Source organism: Fluviicola sp. (genome assembly GCF_039596395.1).
GTDB lineage: Bacteria > Bacteroidota > Bacteroidia > Flavobacteriales_D > Crocinitomicaceae > Fluviicola.
Genome location: NZ_JBCNJT010000002.1, coordinates 1,196,089 through 1,215,281, shown reverse-complemented (window position 1 = coordinate 1,215,281; position 19,193 = coordinate 1,196,089). Strand labels below are relative to the sequence as shown.

Annotated in this window: 17 protein-coding genes and 1 tRNA gene; 10 read left to right on the top strand and 8 right to left on the bottom strand. The window is 41.9% G+C overall.

The features are described from left to right. Nucleotides 1-73: 73 nt before the first annotated feature. Nucleotides 74-1,915: a S41 family peptidase gene (locus ABDW02_RS14165; protein ID WP_343635520.1), complete on the top strand. Its 1,842-nt coding sequence runs from the start codon at nt 74-76 to the stop codon at nt 1,913-1,915. Between the two features lie 115 nt (nt 1,916-2,030). Here ABDW02_RS14165 and ABDW02_RS14160 read toward each other — a convergent pair whose 3' ends face one another. Continuing rightward, the gene (locus ABDW02_RS14160) at nt 2,031-3,338 is read right to left on the bottom strand and encodes a T9SS type A sorting domain-containing protein (RefSeq protein WP_343635518.1); all 1,308 of its coding nucleotides are present in this window, start codon (nt 3,336-3,338) and stop codon (nt 2,031-2,033) included. A gap of 224 nt (nt 3,339-3,562) precedes the next feature. Here ABDW02_RS14160 and ABDW02_RS14155 point away from each other — a divergent pair, with 224 nt between their 5' ends. From ABDW02_RS14155 to ABDW02_RS14140, 4 genes are all read left to right on the top strand, one after another. Continuing rightward, nucleotides 3,563-6,052: an ATP-binding protein gene (locus ABDW02_RS14155; protein ID WP_343635516.1), complete on the top strand. Its 2,490-nt coding sequence runs from the start codon at nt 3,563-3,565 to the stop codon at nt 6,050-6,052. 10 nt (nt 6,053-6,062) lie between these two features. Then, complete coding sequence (locus ABDW02_RS14150; RefSeq protein WP_343635514.1) at nt 6,063-7,421, top strand: sigma-54 dependent transcriptional regulator; 1,359 nt, start codon at nt 6,063-6,065, stop codon at nt 7,419-7,421. Nucleotides 7,422-8,022: 601 nt separating this feature from the next. After that, complete coding sequence (locus ABDW02_RS14145) at nt 8,023-8,286, top strand: hypothetical protein (RefSeq protein WP_343635512.1); 264 nt, start codon at nt 8,023-8,025, stop codon at nt 8,284-8,286. Continuing rightward, nucleotides 8,190-9,551, top strand: a complete 1,362-nt coding sequence (locus ABDW02_RS14140) for a hypothetical protein (protein WP_343635510.1) — start codon at nt 8,190-8,192, stop codon at nt 9,549-9,551. The genes ABDW02_RS14145 and ABDW02_RS14140 overlap by 97 nt, the downstream gene beginning before the upstream one ends. 34 nt (nt 9,552-9,585) lie before the next feature. Here ABDW02_RS14140 and ABDW02_RS14135 read toward each other — a convergent pair whose 3' ends face one another. Beyond that, on the bottom strand, nt 9,586-10,500 hold the full coding sequence (locus tag ABDW02_RS14135) for a YihY/virulence factor BrkB family protein (protein ID WP_343635508.1): 915 nt from the start codon (nt 10,498-10,500) through the stop codon (nt 9,586-9,588). Nucleotides 10,501-10,700: 200 nt separating this feature from the next. Here ABDW02_RS14135 and ABDW02_RS14130 point away from each other — a divergent pair, with 200 nt between their 5' ends. Next, nucleotides 10,701-11,150, top strand: coding sequence for a hypothetical protein (locus ABDW02_RS14130; RefSeq protein WP_343635506.1), 450 nt, complete (start codon nt 10,701-10,703; stop codon nt 11,148-11,150). Between the two features lie 280 nt (nt 11,151-11,430). On the opposite strand, the gene ABDW02_RS14125 is transcribed toward ABDW02_RS14130, so the two are convergent. The 3 genes from ABDW02_RS14125 to ABDW02_RS14115 form a co-directional block, all read right to left on the bottom strand. Next, nucleotides 11,431-11,504, bottom strand: a tRNA-Asn gene (locus ABDW02_RS14125). A gap of 112 nt (nt 11,505-11,616) precedes the next feature. Beyond that, on the bottom strand, nt 11,617-12,069 hold the full coding sequence (locus ABDW02_RS14120) for a single-stranded DNA-binding protein (RefSeq protein WP_343635504.1): 453 nt from the start codon (nt 12,067-12,069) through the stop codon (nt 11,617-11,619). Nucleotides 12,070-12,134: 65 nt separating this feature from the next. Beyond that, nucleotides 12,135-13,049, bottom strand: coding sequence for an N-acetylmuramoyl-L-alanine amidase (locus tag ABDW02_RS14115; RefSeq protein WP_343635502.1), 915 nt, complete (start codon nt 13,047-13,049; stop codon nt 12,135-12,137). Between the two features lie 88 nt (nt 13,050-13,137). Here ABDW02_RS14115 and ABDW02_RS14110 point away from each other — a divergent pair, with 88 nt between their 5' ends. After that, nucleotides 13,138-13,917, top strand: a complete 780-nt coding sequence (locus ABDW02_RS14110; RefSeq protein WP_343635500.1) for a glycosyltransferase — start codon at nt 13,138-13,140, stop codon at nt 13,915-13,917. A gap of 95 nt (nt 13,918-14,012) precedes the next feature. Here the strand turns inward: ABDW02_RS14110 and hemW are convergent, their stop codons facing one another. Then, nucleotides 14,013-15,137 carry a radical SAM family heme chaperone HemW gene (hemW, locus tag ABDW02_RS14105; RefSeq protein WP_343635498.1) on the bottom strand — a complete coding sequence of 375 codons (1,125 nt, stop codon included), beginning with the start codon at nt 15,135-15,137 and terminating at the stop codon, nt 14,013-14,015. Nucleotides 15,138-15,254: 117 nt separating this feature from the next. Here hemW and ABDW02_RS14100 point away from each other — a divergent pair, with 117 nt between their 5' ends. Beyond that, entirely contained in the window at nt 15,255-15,596 is a 342-nt protein-coding gene (locus ABDW02_RS14100) for a hypothetical protein (protein WP_343635496.1), read from the top strand. 103 nt (nt 15,597-15,699) lie between these two features. Here the strand turns inward: ABDW02_RS14100 and ABDW02_RS14095 are convergent, their stop codons facing one another. Continuing rightward, the gene (locus ABDW02_RS14095) at nt 15,700-16,008 is read right to left on the bottom strand and encodes a hypothetical protein (RefSeq protein ID WP_343635494.1); all 309 of its coding nucleotides are present in this window, start codon (nt 16,006-16,008) and stop codon (nt 15,700-15,702) included. 141 nt (nt 16,009-16,149) lie between these two features. After that, a complete protein-coding gene (locus ABDW02_RS14090; protein ID WP_343635492.1) occupies nt 16,150-17,340 on the bottom strand; it encodes an acyl-CoA dehydrogenase family protein in 1,191 nt (396 codons plus the stop codon). Nucleotides 17,341-17,596: 256 nt separating this feature from the next. Here ABDW02_RS14090 and ABDW02_RS14085 point away from each other — a divergent pair, with 256 nt between their 5' ends. Both ABDW02_RS14085 and ABDW02_RS14080 read left to right on the top strand, forming a co-directional pair. Next, complete coding sequence (locus ABDW02_RS14085) at nt 17,597-18,316, top strand: DUF4271 domain-containing protein (RefSeq protein ID WP_343635490.1); 720 nt, start codon at nt 17,597-17,599, stop codon at nt 18,314-18,316. Between the two features lie 31 nt (nt 18,317-18,347). Further along, nucleotides 18,348-19,097: a uroporphyrinogen-III synthase gene (locus ABDW02_RS14080; protein ID WP_343635488.1), complete on the top strand. Its 750-nt coding sequence runs from the start codon at nt 18,348-18,350 to the stop codon at nt 19,095-19,097. Nucleotides 19,098-19,193: the final 96 nt, after the last annotated feature.

Genomic DNA, 19,193 nt, shown 5'->3' with positions numbered 1-19,193 from the left:
TTTCTACCCAAAGAACGTTAAAGGCGACATTTCACCGGGTTTTCTTTATTTCTTTGCTGGCAAAACCCATTGCATGAAATTCGCCTTTGCCCTTTTACTTGTGCTACCCGCCTTTACTTTTGCACAAAAACCGTTGCCTCTCAACCGGAAAAAATCCTTTTCAGTTTCCCAAAGCGAGGTAAAAAACTTTGTCCTGAAACTGGAAAAAGGTAAAAACTACCAAATAATGGTGGAGCAAAAAGGCATTGACGTTGAATTGCATTTGAAAACCCTTGCAGGAGTTGAAGTGGCTTACAAGGATAGCCCGAACGGGAAATACGGTCCTGAAATCATAGATGTTTCCATCCAAAACAACACGGATTTTGTGCTTTCGGTGCAGCCGCTCAAAGATGCAAACAATGCTCAAAAAGGAAAATGCACGGTTTCAGTTGCTGAAGCTGTAAAAGACGACCAACTCATTCAAACATTTCTTACTCCGAAACAGGCATTGGAAGATTTGACTGTTTTCAGAGCTATCCGCGAAAAGGCAAATTCCGGTTTTTACAGGTACCGCACAAAAGCCCAAATTGACAGTTTGTATTCGGTTTATACTTTGCAGATTAATCAACTAAAACAACCCATGCCGATCACGGAATTCCATAAGATCATTATGACTTTGACAGATTTTGAAGGAAGTAATCACAACAATACGCGCTTGCCGCATCATGCTTCCAGCTATATCCCCAAAGACAAGGGGTATTTTACTTTTCATTTCCGGAATATCGACAACAAACTGATTGTAAATTTTGAAGGAGGAGAAATTCCGCTTGGATCGGAAATAATCAGTATTAACGGCATTTCCTCCGAAGCGTTGAAAGAGCGCTTTTCAAAATACTATACCACCGACGGATATAATCAAACCGCTAACGACAAAGCGTGCATCGAAAACAGTTTTGGCTGGATTTTCCCGTTCGAACTGGGAATTTCTGAAAGGTTTGACATTGTTTACAAAGCACCCTATTCAAATGATGTCCGGAAAATTTCTTTGCCTGGTGTAAACAGGTCCGAAAATAGTTCACGCTATATAAACCGTTATTCTGCCAAACTGGATAGCCTGACCGATTTTGATTTCCAGGAGAAATATAGCTTTAAGCGCATTTCACCGCAAACTGCCCTATTGAACTTTCGCATTTTTACGATGGCAAACAATGCCGAAGACCCGGATTTCGAGCGTTTTTCAAACTATTTAGATAGTTTATTTCTAAGTTTTAAGTTGGATAAAACGCAAAACCTCATCATTGATATCCGAAACAATCCGGGTGGTAATGATCCGACTTACGAAAAGGTTTTCACTTATCTGACCGATCATCCGTTCCGGGAAAATACAGAAGCTTACATCATCTTCCGGAAACTTCCCTATCCGGAATATTATAAATGGAATTCGAGCGAAAAAAGCAATCAGAAACGGGAATTGGCCGACTTGAATGAGTATCTTCAAACTACTTTTTCAGTTCGTAAAGACAGTGATGATAAATTCTACCAGGATCAGCAATTCAACCCGACCTATTACCCGGATTCCAATCGTTTCCAGGGAAATATTTATTTATTGATCAATGAAGACGTCGGTTCTGCAGCCTCGCATTTCGCTTCTCTGGTCAGAGGACATTCGAATGCAACCATTGTGGGAGTGGAAACTTCCGGTGGTTATTACGGTCACAACGGGCATTTTCCGGTTGAATACGTGCTTCCGAACTCACAGATAACGACCCGCTTCTCAATTGTGCATGTCACGCAGGATGCTCCGAATAAAACGTCTCAGCCGGTTGGAAGGGGAATTATTCCGGATCATGAAGTCCATCAATCATTTGAAGATTTCATGCATAACGAAGATACCCAGATGAAGCACGTGCTTAACCTGATTTCACAGGGCAAATAGATGGATGTCTATCCGTATTTTTGAGAAGTTTTTGCGCCGTTCACGCAAATACCTAAACAAAAAGCGCCGCTCCGTCTTCAGACAGAACAACGCTTTTCGCTGTACTACATTGGGATTACTGTTTCACCAACAGCTTCTTTATTAATAGCCCCTTATCACACTGAACAAGCGCCAGGTAAACTCCCGCGTTCAGGTTGCTTACTGAAATATCTGTGCTTGTTGTCTCCAGCATCAATGCACCCTTCAGATCTACAATACGAATCGATTCGATCACTTTTCCGGACTCAACTTCCAGGTGAATCATATCTGAAGCTGGATTCGGGTATATGTGCACCTGCGTTTCCTGCACATTTTCTTCGATACCGTTTGTCTGCGCGTCCAACAGGTATAATCCTGCCATGGAAACATCTGTGGTAACGAAATCCGTCATGCTCACCGCTTTCACGTCGTACCAAACCTTGTTTCCCTTCACCATCAACTTACCGAAGGGTGTGATCGAAGCCGGTAATCCGTTCCCGATTTTAGAAGCGGTCAAACCACCATCCGTACTCAGGTATACATCATCGGAATTTCCGCCCGCCTCTACAAAGAAAATTCTTCCGTCCGGAGTACCGATGATCTGGTAACTGCTTAAATTCTGGGAATTTCCATTGACTACATGTGTAGTTTGAACTAAATTCCAATTCAATCCATTGTCCGTACTTTTGTACAAACGCGTAATTCCATCAGATAATACCGCGTACAACCCACCTGCATTCTCAAAGAAATTTGTTACCACATCATTGTTGGTAGTAATTGCTGGTGTGATGGAGGTAGGTTGAATGCTGGAAAAATTCCCGTTATCCACATACATGATGAAATTCGGCATGGATTGTTTCCCTCCCAGGAAAACGCGCGTTCCCCTCGTATATGTGGAGTACAATTCAATCACATTCGTGGCAGCCTGCACAGGAGTACCGCCGGAAGCAGGAACCGTGTAAATTTTGGTGTCGTTTTGCTGCTGGAAGAACAAGGTTGAAGCATTAACTTCTCCGAAGACACCATTTGCCTGAGGAACCAAAGAAGTCCAGTTGTCCACACCCATAAACTGATAAGCTCCGTTATTGGGTTGAATGTTTTTGAATCCGATGATTTTATTGCTGAGTTTCAAAGCCCATAAACCGGTTGGATTATTTACCTGTGTTGCAAGCCCGGTGAAATCGCGTGTAAAATTGTTACCGCCATCGGTGGAAACATAAAATCTGCGGGTCGACTCCATGGCTCCGGTTCTTCCGGAATAAATGATCGTATCTCCTTTATTGAAATAGTAAACCGACGTTGACCAGATTGAATCCAGGTTGGTATGTATCCTGGACCATTGCTGTGCCTGACTTTGGAACGCTGCAAACAAAATAGCGAGTGAGAATAAGTAGCTCTTTTTCATAATTATAACTTTCAGTTTGATGAGCCAAAATTCTTCTTTTCCATTCCGAAATAAAATAACTCAATTGCTGTATAATGGATAATGCATTTAAAACCTGCTTATTAGAAAAACCCCAAAGCTCATTCAAAACCACTTTTTGTTTAATTATTTCGTCAAAAAATTCATTTTGAAAATGAAAATTGAAGGAAAATGCTTAATTTTTCAAATTGAAAATTCATATCAATATGAAAAACGGCTGGAGAAATATTCTTTTTGAACGGATTCTGTTTGTAGTTATCGGCTTACTCCTGATCTTTGTTTGCACCACCGGATACTGGGTCTACGATCGCTTATCGCAAGTTTCTGAAAGCCCGCTTCCAACAAACCTGAAAGAAAACCGCCGTTTTATCGTACGGGATTTGAACAGCAATATTCTAAAATCCGATAATCTTACCTATTCATACCTTTACCAAAACAATGCAGACGCACTGCTTGACTTTGAGATCCTGGAATCACAGACAACCCGCAAGATGGATTTGCTGAAATCCTATAAAACAGACGATTCTACTTATCAAAAGCAAATCCGGAAATTGAGTACTCTGGTCAAAGACCGTTTCCTGAATCTCGACACCCTGATGAGCATCAAGAATGAGAACCGGGTGAATGAAACCATGTCGATCATAGAAAACGAGGTTCAAAACGCCAGCGAAACTGCGCGGATCAAGATGGAAATCCGCGATCGTGTTAATGCGCTGCAAACCCCGGAAACCCAGCCTCAAACTGCCACCGGGGAAGAAACCAAAAAGAAGTGGTTCCAGCGAAAAAACAAGAAGCAAAATACGCAAACGACCACAACAACTGCTCCTGTTCAACAACCTATAGTGAAGATCAAAGCCTCTGAAATTGCAGAAGCCAGTACGAATGAGATCGCTAAGAAAATTCAGTCTGTTAAAGACAAAGCGGTTTCCAAAGAATCTTTGCTGAACTTGTATAAATTGAACCTGGAGCAGGAAAACAACCTGCTAAGCAAGCAGATCGGGCAGATTTTCCAGGCTATCGAACTTGCCGACAAACGGGAATTGCTGAAAGAAACCCAGCACGCCAAAAATGTAGCTGCAGAAACCAACCAGATTATCTTCCTGTTCAGCATCATCTCTACTTTATTGATCCTGATGATCGTGGTGCTCATTATTACCTTGTTTAATAAGTCGAAGGAAACAAATGCCCAATTAAAACTGGCGAAAGATAAAAGTGATCAGCTGACAGAAGCCAAATCGCGCTTCCTGGCAACGATGAGTCACGAGATCCGCACACCGCTGAATGCTATTTCGGGATTTACGGAGCAATTGTTCTTTGAACCTTTGAATCAGAGTGCCGCCAAAAAAGTAAAGATCATTCGCAATTCGGTCAAACACTTGTCGCAGATTACCAACGAGATTCTCGACCTTTCCAAATTGGAAAAAGACCACATACAGCTGGAAAAAATAGCTTTCAACCCGGCTAATGAGATCATGATGCTGCACGAGCAATACGAATTGCAGGTAAGGGAGAAAAACAACAGTTTGGTGGTGGAACTGGACCAAAAACCTTTCCCGAATGTATTGGGAGATCCGCTGCGTTTCCGCCAGATCATCATTAACCTGATCAGCAATGCCAATAAATTCTCCAAAGACAGTCTGATTACCATTCATTTGAGGTATGAAGAACTTGAAAAGCGCCAGATTCGTTGCCTGATAGAAGTACAGGATCAGGGAATCGGGATGTCCAAGAGCCAGTTGGAACGCATTTTTGAACCCTTTGAACAGGCAGATCCAGGCGTAACACGCAAATATGGCGGAACCGGTTTGGGATTGAGCATCACCAAGCAAATCATCGACAAACAAGGCGGAACAATTCGTGTAAACAGCGAAGAAGGCGTAGGAACGACCTTTTACATCGAAATTCCTTTTGAAGAAACGGAAGACCAGGTAGATGCTCCACGCGAACCTTCACGAACTGATTTTTCCTTTTTAAAAGACAAGAGCTTACTGATCGTAGATGACGAGCCCTTCAACAGAACGCTATTGCGAAGCATGTTCCATGGAGTCAACATTAACCTGATGGAAGCCACAAACGGCCTGGAAGCTCTGGAACAATTGAAAAACAATGATGTCGACATCGTTCTCCTGGACGTACGCATGCCTGAAATGAACGGACACGAATTGCGCGAAAAAATGGCCGAAATGGAAACACTGGACCAGATTCCGGTGGTTGGACTCACCGCGACATTAAATCCGGAAAAAAGACAGCGCATGCTCGATTCGGGCTGGACGGAAGTCCTCACAAAACCTGTAAATCCGGAAGAAATCCGAAGAATTTTATACCAAATTTATAAAGATAACAGTATGGGAACTCAATTAGATGAAGCCGATTTCAAAAGTCTTCAAAAACTGACCAATAACAACGAGAGCTTCTACAAGGAATTATTGCAGACTTTCGTGAATTCCACGGAAAACGGATTGGTCAAAATGAAACAACTGGTAGCGGATGAAAATTGGAGCGATGCTTCCGAACTGGCTCATCAATTAGCTGCTCCGTTCAAACATTTCGGGGCGAATAACTGCTATACCACTTTGAAGGAAATCGAGCGCATGGGCAAAGAAACCAAAGTGGATCCTTCCATTAAAGAATTGATGGAAGTTTTCGAGGAGCAGGCCAAACACATCATTACACAGGTAAAAGAAAAACTAAACTAAGCATAGCATTATGGAAACCGGGGTTACACAACGCATTTTTATTGTAGAAGACAACGATTGGTACCAAAAATTACTGGTGCATACCGTTTCGTTGAATCCGGATTATGAAACGGAGGCTTTTTCAACGGGGAAAGAATTATTGAGCCGCCTGAACGAGGACGTTCCTGATTTGATTACCATGGATTATCGCCTGCCGGATATTTCCGGGGAAGAACTGCTGGAAAAGATAAAAGGCATGTGTCCGGGAACACAAGTGATCGTTATTTCCGAACAGGAAGAAATCGAAACGGCCGTAAGCTTATTGAAATTGGGAGCTTATGACTACATCGTAAAGGGTAACGATCTGCGAAATCGCTTGTTGAACACCCTTGCGAATGCTCAAAACCAGACCAAACTCCTGAAAAAGATCGAAAAACTGGAAAAAGAAGTTCAAACGAAATACAATTTCAGCGATACGATCATCGGGCAAAGCAGTAAGATGCAGCACATTTTCATGTTGTTGCAAAAAGCGGTTTCCAATAATATCACCGTATCCATTACCGGGGAAACCGGAACAGGTAAAGAAGTCATTGCAAAAGCGATCCATTACAATTCAATTTATAAGGACAAGCCTTTCGTAGCGATCAACGTTGCTGCTATTCCCAAAGAACTGTTCGAAAGCGAATTATTCGGGCACGAGAAGGGTTCATTTACCGGCGCAAATCAAACCCGCATCGGGAAATTTGAAGAAGCAGACGGAGGAACCTTATTCCTGGATGAAATTGCAGAGCTTGACCCGGTTTTCCAGGCAAAGTTGCTGCGTGCACTCCAGGAACGCGAAATCACACGTGTAGGAGGAAACAAAGTATACAAGTTCAATTGCCGGATCATTGTTGCAACGCACAAAAACCTGCTCCAGGAAGTAAAATCAGGAGCATTCCGCGAAGATTTGTACTACCGTTTATTCGGTCTTCCAATCGAACTGCCGCCGTTGCGCGAACGTGAAAAAGACACCTTGTTGTTGAGTAAAAGTTTTGTGGAACGGTTCTGCAAGGAAAATGGCATGCCGGTAAAGAAAATCAGTCCGGCAGCCCAGAATAAGTTATTGGCATATCCGTGGCCGGGGAATGTGCGCGAATTGAAATCAGTGATCGAACTGGCCTCGGTGATGTGTATGAACGATGTGATCGAGGCAGATGATATCGTGGTAGCAAGTGCAGACATTCTTTCCGGAATTATTGCCGAAGAAATGAGTTTGAGAGCTTATAACCGAAGAATCGTCCAGTTATTTCTCGACAAATACAACAACAATACGAAAGTGGTGGCAGACAAATTGGATATCGGCCAAACGACCATTTATCGCATGTTGAAAGAAGAAGAAGAATACTAATTCTTTTCATTTTGAAAATATTTTTTTCATTTTGAAAATAATTCGGAATGTACCAAAAACTAAAACCCTTGATTTCTAAGGGTTTTTTCATTTAATCCGGCTTTGGCACGTTCTTTATAATAGAATCAGCAAGAAAATCACTTTTGAAAAACGATTCAAGTGACTAAGAGTTGAAATAAGCATTGAGTTATAAAGGAAATATTTCCGTTCGAAGTGACAATGAGGTCTCAACTGAGACCTCGTCACGAAAAAAGAAATACTCCAACACGATCTTGCAATAGTGTAGACTTAGGAATTATGGTATAGTGGGTTTGAATTACAAAATTCCTAAGGCACCTGTTGCGACATTGAAGATTATGAAGAAAAATATTGAAGAGCGTACTATCAATCATAACGCTATAAGTTAGGTAACAATTAGGTTAGTTTAGGTTTCAGTTTAGGTTTAATTTAGAGGTAATACATGTACAGGTTGATAGTGAAGTACGTGTGGTAGCTACGCCCCCGATGGAGAATATTCATCGGGGGTTTGTATTTTACAAAAATAAGTGAATGAATTTCTGTAACTTTTAGTCTGTTAAACAGTCTTAGATCTAAAAATCCTATGAAACGAGCTATTCTCATTTTCCTATTGATCATTTGCGCCCTTTCCGGCCAGGCTGTTCATGCGCAGATTACCTACCGTTACGAAACAAGCCTGAAGGACCTTTCAGGAGATAAACTAGCTGTTCATTTAAAAATTTCCGGATTTTCAGCCGATACACTCACGTATTGTTTTCCGAAGATTATTCCCGGAATTTACGGCGCCATGAATTTCGGACAATATATTCCTCCTTCGAAGTCTTCGATAAAAAAGGAAAAAAACTGAAAACGGAACAAAAAGACTTGAATTCCTGGAAAGTTTACGATGCCCGGAATATTGCCCGTGTTTCATACCTGGTCGATGACGCCTGGGAAACTTTTGACGAAAAGATGACGGAAGGTTTTTACCGCTCTGCCGCAAGTTCTTTCAGCGATAGTTCCTTTGTCATCACTCCGAACAGTCTTTTCGGATATTTCCGCGGACACATTCATCACCCGATCGAAATCATTGTCCGTAAAGGAATCAACCTTTATCCGGCTACCAGTTTGAAAAAGACCCTGAAACTCAACCAGGACCTGTTTTATGCGAAAAACTACCATCAATTGGTTGACAATCCGATCATTTATGCACTACCCGACACAACGATCTTTCATTTGCCCGGCATTTCCGTTGAAGTAGCCTGCTATTCCACTTCCGGAAAACACATTTCAAAAGACATTGCAGAATATATCCGGCCGCTTTTAATGGCACAATCGAAATACCTGAACGACAAACTGCCGGTGGACCATTACACCTTCCTGATTTATCACAGTCTGGCACCGAATCGCAACCATATTATCGGTGACGGCCTCGAACATTCCAACTCCACTTTGATCTTACTGTACATGCCACTGGATATTGAAACCATTCGCCGGAATGTTTACGGAATTGCCAGTCATGAGTTTTTCCACACGCTCATGCCGCTTGGCCTGCATTCGGAAGAAATCGAAAATTACGACTACAACGAACCGAAGTTCTCGAAGCATTTGTGGCTTTACGAAGGAATGACGGAATATTTTACCATGCACATGCCAGTAAAAACCGGGTTACATACCGAAAAGGAGCTTTATAAGGAAATGGAGGAAAAGATCAGATACATGAACCGCTTTGATCCCAAACTGGCCCTGACAGAACTGAGCCTCCACCCGATGGAAATGCAGGACCAATATTACAATATCTATTTGAAAGGTGCGCTGATCAATTTATGCATGGATATCCAACTGCGCGAACTGTCCGGTGGTGAATACGGAACGAAGGATCTTGTTTTGGATTTAATTGCCCATTACCGGGGAAAACCGTTTGAAGACGAAAAATTGTTTCACGAAATGGCAATTGTCAGCGGATATCCTGCACTGGAAGAATTCGCTGCAAAGTACATGCTGGGAACAGAACCCCTTCCCCTGGAGGAATTGTTGCTCAAAGCTGGATTAAAACTGGAAAACGGAAAGATTTCAGAAGTGGAAAATCCGACTCCGGAACAACAAAAGTTGAGAAAGGACTGGTTGCATTAAGCGTTTTACCATATCCGACGATTATCCGGTGCATCTAGATTTTCTTCGGATCAGGTTGCTCGACAATTCTTGATTCTCCTTTCGGCTGGATCTTATGACCGTGGAAAGTTGCGTATTGCTTGGTGAATTCCGCACCGAAAAAGAGGATCATGCAGGAATAGGAAACCCAAAGCATGACCAAAACGATCGACCCGGCGGCTCCATAGGCTGAACCGGGGTTTGCCTTCGCGAAATAAATTCCCAGGCCGAATTTCCCCAGGATAAACAGCAAGGCCGTCACCATTGCCCCGATCCAGACATCGCGCAATTTGATTTTTGCGTCCGGCAATATTTTAAACATCAGGGCAAAAAGCACCGTAATCACCGTAAAGGATAGCACAAATCCGGCGATTTTCAATAAAAACGGTACAAAATCCGGAAAGTGGTCCTTAATCATTTCACTCAAAGCTTCCAGCCCGGTAGTCAGCAGCAGCGAAACCAGCATGAGAAACCCGATAGACAAAACCAATCCGAATGAAAACAATCGAGTTTTGAGTGTTTTCAGCCATTTTTTCTTGGCCACCACTTCCACCTCCCATATTTGGTTCAGCGAAGTCTGCAATTCGGTAAAAACTCCCGTAGAACCCAGAATCAGGGTCACGATTCCTACGATGGTTGCAATCACGGAACTTTTCTCTTCCGAAACTTTTGCTATGATGCTTTCTATTGATTCTGCCGTATTGTCTCCAAGTGCTCCCCGGATCTGATCGGATACTTCCCCGCGTACCGCATCTTCCCCGAATACCAATCCGGCTATCGCAATGACAATAACCAGCAAAGCCGGAATCGAGAATACCGCATAGTAAGCCACTACTGCACTTTGCCGAAAAGGATCAGCCTTTAACCAATCCTTGAAAGTTGCTTTTGTAATGGCATATAAATTCCTGATAGATGATTTCTTTTTGGGCATAAACAGCTGTTTTATACCAGAATAATTTAGGCTTTTCAGCACAGAATTCCAAAAACCAATCGCCGGATGTGGGAAAGATGTAAGATTTTGCCGGAATGTTGAAAGTTTGGAAATGTCGGTTGTTTCTTCTTACATTAGACCAAACGAGGATCCTGAAAATCGTAGAAACAGAGTAAGGCACTATTCATTTATTCACACTTATGAAAAAACACTTTTTACTTTCAGTGGTATTCCTGATGCTTATTTTCCAGGGAATCAGCCAAAAAGGCACACCGACCTGGTCGGTAACCAACAACGGTTCTTTCGGGACCTGTAATTACACCGTTTGCCTGGAGATTGCCATCCGCAACATTTCCACCCAGGTAGTTTCGAGTTCCGAATGGGTTTGCCACAGCGTTTCCCCCGGAAACACAGCTTTCTATTCACAGGCTTTCCCTGTAAGTCCGGCACCCGGCTACGAAATAGCAGTAGTGAATGCAACAGCAACCTACGGAACCACGACGTTCACCAACATGAGTATGACCGTTTGGAATACAGATGTACGTTTCGGAGCATGCAGCGGCGGACCGTCATCCAACTGGGTTACCATGTGGCAACGAACGGGAACATATTCATTTACCATTCATGAGGATTTGATTGTGGGGATGTAACAAAAGCATTAAAAAATGTAGGGGCGTAAATTTTACGCCCCTACATTTTTCTCGTGCTCACACGCTCTCATTCTGAAAAAAGAAAAAGCACCCTAGAATGAGAAGCAGAAAGAGAATGAGGTAAAAAGAAAAAAGCACTTAACTTTCGTCAAATGCTTTTTTCTTTTTCGCTCCCTCTGCTGGGCTCCCCGGCGTTTCGCTGCGCTTCAGCCGGGATAAACTTCTTGCCCAGAAATAGTAATAAATGAAAAAGTCCGACGTAAAAATCGGACTTAATCTGCTCCCTCTGCTGGGCTCGAACCAGCGACCCTCTGATTAACAGTCAGATGCTCTAACCAACTGAGCTAAGAAGGAATCTTGCTTTCGCGGTTGCAAATATAGACAAAGAATTGTGTTTAATACAACCCCGATTAAAAAAAAATGAAATTATTTTTAATTAAATCCAGTACTAGCCTGACTTTCAACGCTAAAAATCGTCTTCAGTCAATGTAAAATCGTCCAAACTTGCATCGCAACCTTCGTCTTCACATGGTGATTCGTTGTCGTCGATCATGTCAAACGGAAGATCATCTTCACATTTTGCAGGTCTTAAAATATTTGTCCGGGATACATTCAAGCGGATTTCAGACCTGGAAGAACCGTCTTCCTGGGAAAAGGATTTTGCAAACGGCGTTCCCACCAATTCAACCAATGCTCCTTTCTTTAAAAAATCCAGGATACGCATGTTGGCGCCTTCTTTCTTCCAAATGGTGCAATTTACCCAGGTTGTTTTGGTCCTTGCTTCTCCAGTACGCTTATCGCGCCAATTCTTATTGTGCGCAACCGGAAAATTTACTGCAATGACTCCGCGCTCCATTTGTTTCACAACGGCGTCCTTTCCAATATTTCCAATCAAGCGTGTTTCAAAAACAGTTGCCATATTTTTATTGCTGGTAAATTATAATGTTTGAAGTGTGTTTCTCCACAAAAATAATACATTTCGGGCTAATTCTTTCGTTCTACTACGATTGAATCGGGGAAACCCTTCTTTTTCACTTCATTACAGTAGTCTTCTGCTTCTGATCTGGAAGAAAAATTACCGGAAAAATACTTATAGCGATAACCTGTTTGTGCAACCTGCGAGCGGCTTACAGCGTGTTTCAGGTTTTTAAAACTCCCTTTTTCGGTATCCAGCCATTCCTTCGAACTCATGATCTGAACGCTGTAGGTTTTATCGCCGTTTGCAACTGTTTTTGAGTCTACCGACTTTTTGGTAAAAGAAATATTGGTGTGCGTTTCCTGCAGATGGCCGCGCATAGCACGAAATAAAGCAGATGCAATGACATCCTGGCCCTGCGACGTATTCAGGTAATTGGCTTCGGAAACATTGGTCATGAAACCGCATTCCACCAATACACTCGTCATTTCGGTAAATTTCAATACCTGCAGGGAATGTTCCCGGTCATCGGAATCTTTCACCCCTCTTGATTTGCGCCCTGCACGTGTTTTGAATTCATTCTCGAATGCCCTGGCCAATTTCACGGATTTTTTTGAGCTCATCGAATGTACATGCGATTCGGTTCCTTTGATATTCACATTCGGACTTCCATTGATGTGCACGGAAATAAAATAATCCACCTTTTTGGAATTCGCCATTTCTACACGTTCATCCAATGTCGGGTAGCGGTCATCTGTCCGTGTGTAAAGAACCGTTACATTTTCCAGTCGCTCGGAAAGATAAGCTCCGAATTTCATTGCAATTTTTAATGTCAGGTCCTTTTCGGGCAATAAATTTTTATCCGCAGCCTCATGCCCAGGATCCGAACCGCCATGCCCGGGATCAATTAAAATCGTAATTCCCTGCCCCATGGAATGAAAGGAAAGAAATACCAAAAGGAAAAAACTATAAACTAACCGCATACCGCAAATTTAGGGGGCAATCGAATTCCTTCCGTAACTATTCCAAAAGGTTACTAAATAGTAAATGTTAATTTTCTATCTTTGCGCCGTGAAAGCAACTCTTATTATTTCCGTTTACAAAGATGTCAGTGCATTGGATGCCGTTCTGCGGAGTGTTGCTTTACAAAAAGAAAAAGATTTCGAAGTAATCATTTCACAGGATTGCGACGATCCGTGTTTCGATGAACTGATCGAAAAATTCCGCACTTCTTTCCCGATTAAACATTTGCAGCAACCCGACCAGGGATTCCTGAAAACGAAAATGCTCAATAAGGCGATCCGCGCTTCGGAAAGTGACAAACTGATCTTTATTGACGGAGATTGTGTGCTTCATCCGCGTTTTGTGAAGGAATACGTACGTTACATTCAGCCGGGAAGGTTTTGTATTGCGCGCCGCGTAAACCTGGACGCTGAGACTTCCCGAAAAATCCGCAATGGAGAACGCACTGTTCCGGGATACATCGAAATGATCCGGAATAAAAGTACCAGCGTGGAAGAAAGTTTCCCTTTATGGAGTTTGCTGCAGCGGAAACTGGTTCCTTTACTGGGATCAAACATGGGCTGGTACAAAGCCGACCTGGTAAAGATCAACGGATTTGACGAAACATATATCACTCCCGGATTCGGAGAAGATACGGATATTGAATTCAGAGCCAGAAAAGCAGGAATTGTTCCTTTTTCAACCCGCTATAAAACCATTCAGTACCATTTATTCCACGAGCGGCCGAACCGGGAAAACCTGGTGAAAATCAGCAAAGATTTGTTTGCAGAGCGCAAAAAACGCGAAGATTACCGTTGTCAGTTTGGGTTGGAGACATTGGAAGCATAGCTCCAATGAGTTCAAAAAAATTAAAGAGTTCAAAGAGTTTAATCAAATTTGAACATTTGAACATTTGAACATTTGAACATTTGAACATTTGAACCTTAATTAATTATAAATAGTTCTGCCGCAATCCCGTCTGCCAGTAACCTTCCGGCTTCCGTAAGCACAATGCTTTCAGGCGTTTCAATGAGTAATTGCTGATCTTCGTAATCTTTTACGATCTTGAACCATTCTTTATCCGGAGAAATATCCTCAAACAACTGAAGCTTCGAAACTCCCCATTTGGTGCGCAATCCGATCATCAACGTTTCATTGAAGCGGTCAAAAGAAGAAAGTATCTCGATAGTTTCGGGCAAATTCCCTTGTTTCAATGCAGTCATGTAAGCTTTGTTGTTCGCTTGATTCCAATAGCGCTCTTTTCCGTTGTAACCGTGTGCCGAAGGACCGATTCCGAGGTATTTCACCCCTTGCCAATAAGCCGTATTGTGTTTCGAATAATGTTCATTCCGGGCAAAATTGGAAATTTCATATTGCTCATAACCTGCTTCCTTCAGAGTCGAAACCAATAATTCAAATTGTTCGGATTGCTGTTCGTTGGAGGAAACGGTCAACTTTCCTTCTTTTACCCATTTGGACAAAGCAGTCCGTTGTTCAACCGTCAAACAGTAAGCTGAAATGTGTTCCGGGTTCAACGCAATAACCTGCAGCAACTGGCTTTTCCATTCTTCTGCCGTCATATTAGGTAAGCCGTACATCAGGTCCAGGCTTAGTTCGTCAAAACCCGTTTGTTTGGCATTTCGCACTGCATTTAAGCCATCGGCTGCCGAATGGCTCCTGTTCATCCATTTCAGTTGTTCATCGTTGAAGGATTGGATGCCGATACTCAAACGATTTACGCCCAATTTTTTCCAGGTCGTAAGATTCTCCGTGGAACAATCGTCGGGGTTGCATTCCAGGGTTATTTCGACCTGGTTACTTACTCTGTAACCGGATTTTACCTGCCCGATCAGCTTTTGCAGTTGTCCGGAAGTGAGTACACTCGGAGTTCCGCCACCGAAATAAATAGTTTGGAATTCTTCATCCTTCCAGGATTCCGACCGGATCTTCAATTCCGTGCACAAAGCCTCTACCATTTCGTTTTGGTACGAATGATTGGTAGAAAAATGAAAGTCGCAGTAACTACATTTTTGGGCGCAAAAAGGAATATGGATATAACAACCGGACATGCTGCAAAATTAGGCATTAATCGGACTCCCTGATGCAATGAAGATCTTTCTGCAAAATCAAATGTTAAAAAACGCTTTTAATTTTTACTCTTACCTAAAAAGATATACTTTTCAAATATGGGATTTAAAGAACAACAGGCAGCCATTCAACGAGAATTAGATCGATTTATCGACTTATTGGGGGTTTTATTGCCGCGTTATTCTAAATTACTGAAGCTCAAAAATCTAACGGAAGATGAATTACACGAATTAGGCGAAATAGAACACTTCCTGATTGGTGTAACCGGTCGCATTTCCGAAATCAAACAAGTCCTCGAACAAGACGTTTACGGACACTCCCTGGACTTGTATTACAAACTAAAAGCTAAGGCAAATTTAGGAGATGAACACGCAGCGAAAAAATTAAGTCGTCTACGCGATTCGTTCAATGACTCCATGATATCAATCAACTGGAACTAGGTATCATACGAAAACATGCTCCAATTAAAAAACCGCTGAATCGCTTCAACGGTTTTTTTATATCCGGGTGACTTTCCGCCGCGCGAACTCATTCACATTTAAACTAGCTTATCCCTCCAATTGCAAAAATTGCCAGAATACCCGTTCCTAATAAAGAAAGGCTTACAATCGCACAAATTCTGGCAGCCTTCATTTTTTTGTAGGAAGATTCCGTATATAAAAGTGGATTATTCTTATAATCATTCATTGCTTTTCCCGTTCTTGTCAAAGTCATTACCGCCAGGATTATTCCGATAAGATTCAGGCTAAGGGGAATAGAAATAATTCCCATTGCTAAAGTACCACCCGCCCGTTCAAGATCTCTCTGAGGTTCGTTGGTCATTATATATGAGTCTAATGTTTCGTTTTCCATCGTTTTTTCATTTAGATTGAGGTGCTAAAATAAAAAAACCTCCGGAAATGCATCCGAAGGCTTTAATATTCTGAAATAAAACAGTTTAAAGGAGTCAAAGCGTTTAAACTTTTTGAACCTTCTAACCTTTTGAACTAATTATTAAGGTTTTTCTCTTGTGAAAGCCGGAATTCCTGTTACGTCCATTCCGGTAATCAATAAGTGAATGTCGTGTGTTCCTTCGTAAGTAACAACCGATTCCAGGTTTGCCATGTGGCGCATCATGGAATATTCGCTGGTGATTCCCATTCCACCGTGGATCTGGCGAGCTTCACGCGCGATATCCAAAGCAATCTCTACGTTGTTTCTCTTGATCATCGAAATCATTGCAGAAGTTGCTCTTCCTTCGTTTCTCAATTGTCCGACACGCAAAGTAATGAACTGTGCTTTTGTGATCTCCGTGATCATTTCCGCCAATTTCTTTTGTACCAACTGGAATGAACCGATCGGAACACCGAATTGGGAACGTTCTTTGGAATATCTCACTGCCTGATCGTAGCAATCCATAGCAGCACCCAAAGCACCCCATGCGATTCCGAAACGTGCAGAATCCAGACAGCTCAACGGAGCTCCCAAACCGGAACGGCCGGGAAGTAAGTTTTCTTTCGGAACTTTTACGTTTACGAAGATCAACTCACCTGTTGCAGAAGCGCGAAGAGATAATTTCCCGTGCATTTCAGGAGTTGAAAATCCTTCCATTCCGCGTTCAACAACTAATCCGTGAATACGGCCACTTTCGTCTTTCGCCCAAACAACAGCGATATCTGCAAACGGTGCGTTGGAAATCCACATTTTTGCCCCGTTCAATAAGTAATGATCACCCATGTCTTTGAAGTTGGTAATCATACTTCCCGGGTCAGATCCGTGATCAGGCTCCGTTAATCCGAAACAACCGATCATTTCTCCTGTAGCCAGTTTCGGCAAGTATTTCATTTTTTGCTCTTCGGTTCCGTACTTCCAGATCGGGTACATCACCAATGAACTTTGAACGGAAGCCGTAGAACGCAATCCTGAGTCACAACGCTCCAATTCCTGCATGATCAAACCATAGGAAATCTGATCCAATCCCGGACCACCGTATTCTTCCGGAATATAAGGTCCAAAAGCACCGATTTCACCTAATCCTTTCAACAAATGCATCGGAAAAGTTGCCTTTTCATAATGCTCGTCGATGATTGGGGAAACCTCTTTCTTTACCCACGCACGAGCAGCGTCACGTACTAACTTTTGCTCATCTGTAAGCAATTCATCCATTAATAAATAGTCCGGATGAGAATATAAATCAGATTTCATTCGAGTTTTTTTTCAATTATCGGTGCAAATGTAATGAAATCAAACGAATGAATAAAATACATGTTCAAACATGGTTCAAAGGTGTTTAAGGAATTTCTTTTGAACTTTTGAACTTTTGAACTTTTGAACTTTTGAACTTTTGAACTTTTGAACTTTTGAACTTTTGAACTTTTGAACTCTTTATACATTGAACATTTGACATTTGAACATTTGAATTCTATTAATAGTACTTTTGTAACGGATAAAGATTCAGCGGATGCAATTAAGCGGACAACTCTTCAGTACTTCAACGGCCAATGAGGTAATGGTTCTCACGGAAAGGAGCACTCATTATTCCTATTTGATTATTGCCGCACTAGGGATGTGTCTTTTATTAATATCTGCTGCACGTTTGAGACAACGGGAAATATTCCTGATCCTCGGTCAAAACACGTTTTTCTTTCAAAGCTTTTCAGAACAATACAAAAACGGTATCCGGGAAAATCCGCTTTCATCCATTTTCCTGGTCCTTCAGTACATTATTATCAGCGGAATCTATATTTACTGGTACAATCATTTTTCCCTGGTGGATTTCAATACTTATCAAACAATTTTATTGACCACATTCCCAGCAATCCTGTTGGTATATCATCTGTTCACCATTTCACTTGCGGGGACTATTACCGGTTTCCGCGAAATTATCCAGGAAGTCAACCAGTTGACCCTGACCATGGCCCAAACAGCCGGAATCGTGATCCTGATTGAGTTCTTTTTCATTTATTTCCAGCCAGAACTCGTTACTGAGTCGCGGTTAATCATTGGCGGAACGTTTTTATTTTTCATTGTTTTGCGAATTATTCGCGCATTTTATCATGCCATCCAATTGGGTGTATCATGGTATTATATAATTTTGTACCTTTGGACCCTTGAAATTTTACCTCTGCTGATAGCCATAAAACTGGTTTTCCCGAGCGAGATTTCAAGCTGGTTAGGTTAAGTAAATGTTGAACGCTAAAACAAAATAAACCTTGAGTATTAAGACGATATTGGTTTCACAACCGAAACCAGAAGGAGATAAATCTCCGTATTTTGATTTGGCCGAAAAGTATAAGTTGAAAATTGATTTTAGGCCGTTTATTCACGTGGAAGGAGTTTCTGTCCAGGAATTCCGTACTCAGAAAATAGACTTTAAAGATCATACTGCTGTTATCTTAACATCTAAAACTGCTGTAGATCACTTTTTCCGTATCGCTGAAGAAATTCGTTTCGAAGTTCCGGATACGATGAAGTATTTCTGTATTTCAGAAGCCGTTGCTTTATACTTGCAGAAATATGTGACTTACCGCAAACGCAAAATTTTCTTTGGAAAACAAACCATTGAAGATTTGGTAGACCCGATCAAAAAACACAAAGGAGAGAAATTCCTGCTTCCTTGTACCGATATTTTGCAGGATAAAATTCCATTAACACTGGAAGAAGCAAAAATCCCGTTTACCAAAGCAATGCTTTACAGAACCGTTGCTTCGGATCTGAGCGATCTGGAAGACGTGTACTACGACATGCTTGTTTTCTTCAGTCCGGGTGGAATTGAAAGTTTGTTCAAAAACTTCCCTGATTTCAAACAAAACAAAACTCTGATCGCTGCCTTCGGCCCTACAACGGCAAATGCAGTGGTGAAAAACAACCTCAGACTGGATGTTCACGCTCCGATGCCAAATGCACCAAGCATGACCGCTGCTATTGAAAATTTCATTAAAGAGAACAATAAGAAAAAATAAAAAAACAAGTAGGGCCGGAAAATTTTCCGGCCCTACTTGTTTAAACTCCAGCCATCCATTCTTTTTAGCATTTTTTTGTTAGAAAGTATCTTTTAA